The 8,089-nt window shown below is 70.5% G+C and carries 9 protein-coding genes; 5 read left to right on the top strand and 4 right to left on the bottom strand.

Features of this window, described 5'->3' with window-relative positions; translation table 11 throughout:
* Window positions 1–368 precede the first annotated feature (368 nt).
* From FV223_RS14480 to FV223_RS14470, 3 genes are all read left to right on the top strand, one after another.
* On the top strand, window positions 369–659 hold the full coding sequence (locus FV223_RS14480; protein ID WP_147727702.1) for a hypothetical protein: 291 nt from the start codon (window positions 369–371) through the stop codon (window positions 657–659).
* Between the two features lie 56 nt (window positions 660–715).
* Window positions 716–1,072: a hypothetical protein gene (locus tag FV223_RS14475; RefSeq protein WP_147727701.1), complete on the top strand. Its 357-nt coding sequence runs from the start codon at window positions 716–718 to the stop codon at window positions 1,070–1,072.
* Between the two features lie 550 nt (window positions 1,073–1,622).
* Window positions 1,623–1,997 carry a response regulator gene (locus tag FV223_RS14470; protein ID WP_147727700.1) on the top strand — a complete coding sequence of 125 codons (375 nt, stop codon included), beginning with the start codon at window positions 1,623–1,625 and terminating at the stop codon, window positions 1,995–1,997.
* A 132-nt stretch (window positions 1,998–2,129) separates the two neighbouring features.
* On the opposite strand, the gene FV223_RS14465 is transcribed toward FV223_RS14470, so the two are convergent.
* Window positions 2,130–2,537: a DUF1236 domain-containing protein gene (locus FV223_RS14465; RefSeq protein WP_147727699.1), complete on the bottom strand. Its 408-nt coding sequence runs from the start codon at window positions 2,535–2,537 to the stop codon at window positions 2,130–2,132.
* Between the two features lie 146 nt (window positions 2,538–2,683).
* Window positions 2,684–6,019 (bottom strand): helicase-related protein, encoded by a 3,336-nt coding sequence (locus tag FV223_RS14460; protein WP_147727698.1) that lies wholly within the window; start codon window positions 6,017–6,019, stop codon window positions 2,684–2,686.
* 499 nt (window positions 6,020–6,518) lie between these two features.
* On the opposite strand from FV223_RS14460, the gene FV223_RS14455 reads away from it, so the two are divergent.
* On the top strand, window positions 6,519–6,806 hold the full coding sequence (locus FV223_RS14455; RefSeq protein WP_147727697.1) for a hypothetical protein: 288 nt from the start codon (window positions 6,519–6,521) through the stop codon (window positions 6,804–6,806).
* A gap of 4 nt (window positions 6,807–6,810) precedes the next feature.
* Entirely contained in the window at window positions 6,811–6,993 is a 183-nt protein-coding gene (locus tag FV223_RS14450; protein WP_147727696.1) for a DUF2934 domain-containing protein, read from the top strand.
* Between the two features lie 55 nt (window positions 6,994–7,048).
* Here FV223_RS14450 and FV223_RS14445 read toward each other — a convergent pair whose 3' ends face one another.
* The gene (locus FV223_RS14445; RefSeq protein ID WP_147727695.1) at window positions 7,049–7,339 is read right to left on the bottom strand and encodes a hypothetical protein; all 291 of its coding nucleotides are present in this window, start codon (window positions 7,337–7,339) and stop codon (window positions 7,049–7,051) included.
* Window positions 7,340–7,390: 51 nt separating this feature from the next.
* Window positions 7,391–8,089, bottom strand: a 699-nt coding sequence (locus tag FV223_RS14440; protein WP_246689686.1) for a zinc ribbon domain-containing protein, incomplete at its 5' end; no start/stop codon positions are given.

Raw genomic sequence — 8,089 nt, 5'->3', positions numbered from 1 at the left:
GCCGCACCTCGGCGCCGGCCGCACGCGCCGCGTCGGCTGCGGCCAGGGCCAGCGCTTCGACCGAACCGGAGCGGGAATAGAAGGCGATCAGCACGCGGGCCGGATCGAGATCGGATTGGGACACGATGATTTCCTCTTCGAGATCACTCGAAGTAGGGCCGGAAACATCCATGGAACCGAGAGCTGCCAAAGGGCCGCGCCACGATGACGTCGATCCGAACCGTCGCGGCGAATGTTGCAGAGACCCGGCGCGAGGTTTGCCCGTCGTGCCGGATCGACGGTCGATAGCGCCACAGGGGCGGACCTATCGCGCGAGCCGCAAGTTACTTGCTCGATGTCCGGCAAGATCGGACGAGCGAGGTTTCACGGTGGCAGAACAACTCTCCGGGCAGTCCGGTCGACAGGGCAAGCGCGGCAAGCCCGCACTCTACGTGCTGGTGGCCAGCGTCGGGCTGATGATCGCGGCCCTGGTCGGCCTCATGGTGTGGCAGGGAGCCAGCGCGCCGCCCGATTATGCCAGCCAGAGCCAGGCGGCCTCGCGGGCGGAGGTCACGGGATCGACGACCGGCAAGGACGGCGGCACGTCGTCCGCGAACACCGGCGCCGTGCCGGCCGGAAATCCGGCCTACCCGCAGCCCGCGAAGCGAAACGCCAACTGAACCGCACTCGGATCCGGGCGTTCCCGGTGCCGACGTCCAGCTTGGGAAAACCCGCAATGACCCTTCGTTCCGAAACGCCACCCGCCCCGGGCAACCTCGATTTCGGCGAGGCGCCGGACAGCGAGAATCCGACCTCGGCGCAGCTGAAGGCCGACATCGACAGCGGCCGGACGGGCGACAAGGCGAGCCATGGCGATGTCGGGGCGGCACCGCTCGGAACCTGCGACGAGGCCGGGGATACGCCCCCGACCCCGCAGCGGATCAAGCTGGCCCGCGAGACCGAGGCGGCATCCGAGCAGGTTCGGGCGGCGGCCGATGTGCACGGCGAACGATCCTGGGTCATGCCGGTGTTCTACAGCGCGATCGTCGCCATCCCCGTGGTGATCGGCGGCGCACTCCTGTTGCTGCGCTGACCGATGGGATGTGTGTCGGCGCGCTTGGTGCCGAGCCCGTCTCGACCGACGATCGGCTCGGCAGGACGGACGGTGCTGGATACGCTTGGTCGGGGAAGATTTTCGGTCGGCCAAGGACCTCGCGACCGGGAACATACGAACGTGATGCCGGAGCCTTTGTAGATGAGGTGCACCCGCCGAAACGGCGTGATCCGGTCGCCCGACGCAGCCGCCGGTGTTTCGCATCACCGACCGTTGCCGCTCTCATGTGGCGGGTACCAGCCTTCGGGTCGGTCGGCGGGCTTCGCGTGCCGCTTGCTCGACCGCTAGCGAATTCTAGGACATCGGCCGTCATCGGTATCGCAGCCGGTGCATCGCCCTTTCCCTGTTGGGTGAGATCGACGAACCACAGGGATTGAGCTTTTCCGATTGGTGATGCCGAAAGCAGGCTTCGAATTCCAAGTGCAGCGACGATATTCATGATGCGCGAAGCTGCTTCTGCCTTCACGCGACCATGCGGCCAATGCGAGCGAAGCCGGCAACCAAAGACGTCGACTTCTGTTGGACAACCATGCCGGTGAAGCGCGACCTCGACCACTCCTTCGTTCTCGTCGTCGAGGACGACGACCTCGTGCGCATGTACGCCGTCGAGATGCTGGAGGATGCCGGCTTCGCGGTGATCGAGGCTCGTCAAGCGGACGAGGCCTGGTTCATCCTGCACGAGCGCTCGGATATCGCGGCGATCTTCACCGACGTCGACATGCCGGGGACGATGTGCGGCGTCACACTGGCCGGACGCGTGTCCGCGGCTTGGCCGGACATCCGGCTTGTCCTGACCTCGGGGCGGCACCGGCTCGCCGACACGGAGGTGCCGGACCACGGCCTGTTCGTGCCGAAACCCTATAAGGCAGCCCAGGTCGTCGACGCGCTGCACCACGCGGCCTGAGATCGATCGGCCGCTCGGCCACCTGCATGGCTCTCATCTGATTCTGCGCGGGAACAGCGCCCGCGATCGTCGCATCACGCGATCCGTCGTGGCGCGCCATCCCCGGGATTCGCCCCGATCGCGGAGCGGTTTTCAATCGATCACCTCGACGATGCGACGGGTTCCCGGCTCGACCAGCACCGGATGGTCGTTGACGATGGTGTAGTTGAAGCCCACGAGCTCGAACTCGCGAGGAACGTCGTAGTAGACGATGCCATCCTCCGGCAGCACGGTCCCGACCCGAACCGGGCCGCCGTAAGCGAACGACGGCCGTCGCTCGGCGTGGGCGTAGATCCGGAAGCGTTCGCGGCGGTCGATCCCGAGGATGCCGTTGGCGGTGCCGACGGCCGCACCGATCGCGCCGCCGACGACGGCTCCGAGTGGGCCGGCCATCTCCTCGCCGCGCCGCGAGCCCTCCCTTGCCCCCTGTTGCAGACCCTGCGCCTGCGCGGCCGTGCCGAGGAGGACGAGGAGTGCGGCCGAGGCCAGGGGGTGACGCATCGAATCGATCCTTAGGGGAGTGGCTTCCGACGGCGAGAGTCCGCGAACGCCGGCACGGTAGCACCGATCGCGCCGGAGCCGGTGGCGAACGTCATCGACCCGCGAGAGGAAGTCGGCGTCCCGCGATCCGATGCAGCCCGGCGATGTCAACGCTGGCCGTTTCGCTTCTGGGCCGCCCGCAGCCGGTCGAGGAGGTCCATGGCCAGGGCGGCGCGTTCCGTCGGCTCGGTGACGGAGCGGCGCAGGACGACGCGTCCCTCTCGGACGACGAGGTCGTCCTCGGCCGGCATCGGCCCGGCCTTGATGCCGGGCCTGAGGTCGGCTGCGATACCCTGCGGGCCACCGCTCAACCGGGCGACGCCGAACGCACGGCAGGCCGCACGCAGGCGCCCGAGGGCGAACAGCGCCGAGACGGGTTCCGGCGGAGCGCCGAAGCGATCCTCGACCTCGCTCGAAAGCGCCTCGATCGCTTCGATGTCCCGGAGGCGCAGCAGGCGGGTGTAGAGGCTAAGCCTGATCTCGGGCTCGGGCACGTAGTCGCCCGGGATGCCGCCGGGAAGCCCGATCTCGATCTCGGGGCACCAATCCTCGGCCTCCTCGCCCTTGGCGAGGCGGAGCGCGAGCTCGAGAAGATGCCGGTAGAGACCGAGGCCGACGAGCTTGGCGTGGCCGGCCTGATCCTCGCCCACGAGATCGCCCGCGCCGCGCAGGTCGAGGTCGCGGGCGCTGATCGCGAAGCCTGCGCCGAGACGGTCCATCGCCTCCAGCGCCCGCATGCGCTGCTCGGCGGCCGGGCTCGGGGGGGCATCGGGATCAAAGAGCAAGTGGACGACGCCGCGGCGCTGGCCGCGCCCGACCCGGCCGCGCAGCTGGTGGAGCTGCGCCAGCCCGAACTTGGCCGCCTCCCAGACCAGCATCGTGTTGGCGCGCGGCACGTCGAGCCCGCTCTCGATGATCGCGGTGGCGAGGAGCACGTCCCCGTCGCCGTCGGCGAAGCGCACCATCGCCTCGTCCATCTCCGACGGTTTCAGGCCGCCATGCGCGACGACGACCTCGAGGTCGGGAACGAGGGCGCGCAGGCGCTCGGCCATCGGCCCAATATCCTCGACGCGAGGACAGACCACGAAGCTCTGCCCGCCGCGCCGGTGCTCGCGAACGAGCGCGTCCTGCAGGGTATCGGGATTGAACGCGGCGACGATCGTGCGGACCGGCTGACGCAGCGCCGGCGGCGTCGCCAGGATGCTGAGGCTCTGAAGGCCGACGAGGGCGGATTGGAGCGTACGCGGGATCGGCGTCGCGGTGAGCGTTAGCACGTGGCCGCCGCCGGCGAGACGACGCAGGTCCGCCTTGGTCTTCACGCCGAAGCGCTGTTCCTCGTCGATCACCGTGAGGGCGAGATCGGCGCAGGCGACGCCGCGCCCGGCCAGGGCGTGGGTTCCGACGGCCAGCCGCACCGTGCCGTCGGCGAGGCCCGCCTTCACGCGCCTGGCCTCGGCCGGGGATACCAGGCGGGAGAGTTGCGCCACCGCGATGCCGAAGCGGCCGAAGCGTCGGCGCAGCGTCTCGGCGTGCTGGCGCGCGAGCACCGTGGTCGGCGCGATGAGCACCGCCTGCCGCCCGGCGAACACCGCTGCCGCCAGCGCGCGCAGGGCCACCTCGGTCTTGCCGAAGCCGACGTCGCCGCAGACGAGCCGGTCCATCGGCACTCCGGAAGCGAGATCCGTCGACACGGCCTCGAAGGCCGCGGCCTGGTCGTGCGTCGGCGGAAAGCCGAAACCGGCCGCGAAGCGCTCCATCTCCCGAGCCGGAGGCCGGATCGCCGGGACGCCCGCCTCGCGACGTTCGCGGGCCGTCTCCAGCATATGGCGGGCGGTCCGCGCCATCGTCGCCTCGGCCTCTAGGCGGCGGCGGGCCCACGTGCCACCGTCGAGCTTGTCCAGGGTGACGGCGCTCGGCTCGGAGCCGTAGCGCCAGATCCGGTCGGCCTGGGCGACGGGCACCATCAGGACGGCGTCGTCGGCGAACCGCAGGCGCAGGGCTTCCGTCGCCGGCCTGTCGCCGACCGCAGCGACCTGCTCCAAGCCCTCGAAGACGCACAGGCCGCGGTCGCGGTCGACCGCGACGTCGCCGGGGCGCAGATCGACCTCGCACAGCGGCAGGACGTGGCCTGCGGGACCGACCGGCGCGGCGTCCGGGCCGTAGAGGTCGGCCGCCGCGATCACGGTGGCGCCGTCGGCGTGGAAACCCGCCCCGAGGGGCGCCTGCAGGGCGAGGACCTCCCCCGGTTTGGCCGAGGCCACCTCCGCCCAACCGTCGATCAGGCGAACCGCGCGGTCGGCCACCGCGGATGCTTCGCGCACGAGCCGGCGCAGCGGAAGCGTCGGGCCGGCCAGGACGATCCGCCGCCCGGCCTTCAACTCCGCGCGGAGAACCTTGGCGAAGGCAGCCGTCGGACGCGTGGCCCCCGCCAGGCTCGGCAGGGCGATGTCCTTGGCCGCGTCCCGGGTCGCCGCGGAGAGCGTCCGCGCCTCGACCGCCTTCGTCCAATCCGAGAGCGACAGATACAAGTCGTCTCCGCGCCCCACGTCGCTCCGGCCGTTCCGCCCGGCGCGCTTCATCGCGCGCGCCTCGTCGATCTGTTCGAAGAAGGCGGCCATCCGCGCGGACGCTCCCTCCTCGACCACGAGGCCGGCATTGGGAAGATAGTCGAGGGGCGTCACCAGGCGTGGGTAGAATCGGGCGAGGGCGTGCTCCTGGCCGGTGAAGGGGCGCAGCCGCTCTTCCGAACCCGCGGCGAGGACGATCTCGGTGGCCGGATCGATCACGAGGCGGTCGACGTCTCCGACCGATCGCTGGGTGATCGGATCGTAGACCCGGATCGCCGTGACGCGGCCGTCCGCATGCTCGATGCGGGACGGCCTGGCCGCGTCGGCCGGGAACACCTCGATGGTGCGGCCGCGCACGGCGACCTCACCCGGCTCGTCGACGCGCTCGTCCACGACGTAGCCGAGACGGACCAGGGCGGCGGTGATCCGCTCCGGATCGATCCGGTCGCCGATCGCGAGGGGCACGTGCGCGTCGTCCCAGGTCGCTCGTGGCGGGACGCGCTGGGCGAGCGCCGGCCCCGTGGTCATGACGAAGTCCGGCGGCGCTCCCTTACCGCTCAGCCGGCGGAGCACCGCGGCGCGCGCTCCCATCGTCGCCCGGGACGGCGACGCGTGGTCGAACGGCAGGCAGTCCCATTCGGGGTAGACGAGGATCTCGGCGTTCGGAGCGAGCGCGCGCAGGACGCGGGCGAGGTCGTCGAGACGACGCGCGTCGCGCGCGACGTGCACGACCGGCTTCGACGCGTTCGACCGGCTCGATCCGGCCTGCGCAGCAATGTCCAGGAGCGAAACCGCGAGCGCCCCAATCGGAACGAGGGGGGCGTCGTCCAGCTGCGCAGGTGCCGGCTCTGCCACCTTCCGTCGACGCTCGGCCATTCCGCACTCCGTCCGCAACCCTTGGGACTCCGGCAACGCGGTTCGGTCCGGACCGGTCCCATCCGAAAGGCGGCTATTCACAGCTCAAGCGTGCGGCGTGCCGCCGCTCGCACCGCCCGCCGTCGAGCCCGCGCCACGGTGGCGCGGCAGGGCGTCGAACTAGCCGCAGCGTTAGGGCATCTCGGCCTCGACGTGGGCACGGAGAGGAAAGCCGCCAGAAGATCGGCACCGCTCTTGGGGGAACGCACCGCACCGATCCACAAGCTATCCTATGTTAGTGCGAATCCCCTCCGAAGGTGCAGTTCTAGACCATCGCTGACCAGAATCCCGGCCGTCAGCGCCTGCGAGACGCTCGTGCTCCCGCCGTTTCCAGCGCGGCAAATCCCATGGCGGGTCCCGACAACGACGTTCGTGCGGATGGCGCGGGTCGGCGCCTCGACGGCGGACGCGCCCCGATCGCCCGGGCGCGCCCATCGATCACGGGACCGGGGCCCGGCCGATGAGCGGGCCGCCGTCGGCAGAACCGGAGGGCGTGCCGTGTTACCGGGCGATGATGTTCGGCGCGGACGGCCGGATGGTCCTGCAGGCCGTGATCGCCGCGGCGGGCGACGACGACGCCAAGGCGCAGGTGCAGGCCCTGGTGGATGGTCACGGTATCGATCTATGGGATCAGCTACGCTTCATCGCTCGGTTCGAGCCGGACCCGGCGCCACCGCAAGTCCGAGACGCCGCGGCGCGATCCTCCGATCGCGCAGGGATGCAGATCAGGCCCAACGAAGATCAGTGAACGCATGGACGACGACGACGCACCGATCCCGATCGAGCAGATCCGGCAGCGGGCCTACGACCTCTGGGACCGCAATCACCGCCCGGAAGGCCAGGAGATGCGATTCTGGGTTCTGGCCGAGCGGGAATTGAAGGCGGAACGGAAGAACCGAGGCGAAAACCGGAACGCCGATCCGCATCATACGTGAGGCTCCGGCGGCCCAAGGCCCCCGGACCGACCAGATCGTCCCGAGGGACGACCCGCTAGCCCCCTGCGGCGGTTTCTTCGAGGCGCTCGGCCGCGTACCGGGCGCGTGCCGCGCCGTCGCTCGCCGACCCCGTGCGCATGCACCAGTCGATGAACGCGCCCAGCTCGATCGGTACGCGAACGACGTCGACGCCGCTGCGCTGCACCTCACGCTCGACCTGCTCGGCGGACATGCGCCACGCCTCGTACGACGCCAACAGCTTGGCGCCGTCGACGAGGCCGTGACGGAGCGCGTCGTAGTGCTCGGGGCCGTACCAAGGCAGACCGACGCGGCGCGGGCGACTCATCGGGTACCCTGTGTGTGAAGCGGTCGACATGCGGCGTTCTCTGCGCGTCAGCTACCCGGTCACGGCCGCGGTGACCATCCGGCGCTCGCCGCATCCGCGGCAGAACCGCTCGAACGTGCTCTTGCGCTGGGAACACGCCGAGCAACGCTCGAACACCCCAAGCCCGCAATGCGGGCAGAAGTTCGTGGCGGGATCGTCGAGGGCGATCCCGCGCTCGCAGCCGGGACAGACTTTCCGGGCGAGGCGCGCGAGCGCTTCGTCGGTGGCGATCTCGGTGCGGCGCTCGGCATCCGGCCGCGCTTCCACCAGGGCTTGCCGCTCGCGGTAGGCGTGAAGCGCGTTGATCGCGGCGCGGCCGCCCACGAGCGTCAGGACCGCGCCGACGCCGTACTGCACGTAGCCGCCGTAGCTCGGCAGGTAGGGCACCAGCTCGACGAAGAACGCGAAGGCCGCGGCGAAGGCGAATCCCCAGACGAACGGCCAGTTGCGCGTGCGCCGGCGCTTCAACAGAAGCCACCCGGCGAGGATCAGGAGAGGCAGCGTGAGGGCGAGCCGATAGCCGAACACCCGCAGTTCCTGACCGCGCTCGGCCGAATCGAGCCGGGCCTGCGCCTCGGCCTGCAGGGCGCCGTCGGCGGCCGAGATGCCGGTCGCCTCCGTCGGGATCGACGGCTTCGACGCGTTCCTCGGGGCCTGCGCGTGGTGTGCTGCGAGCTCCGGCGTGCCGGAATGCCCAAAGCTTCTCCAGAG

The sequence above is a fragment of the Methylobacterium sp. WL116 genome (assembly GCF_008039455.1).
Lineage (GTDB): Bacteria > Pseudomonadota > Alphaproteobacteria > Rhizobiales > Beijerinckiaceae > Methylobacterium.
The sequence above is the reverse complement of the archived record's forward strand: the minus strand, read 5'-3'. Positions and strand labels throughout refer to the sequence as shown.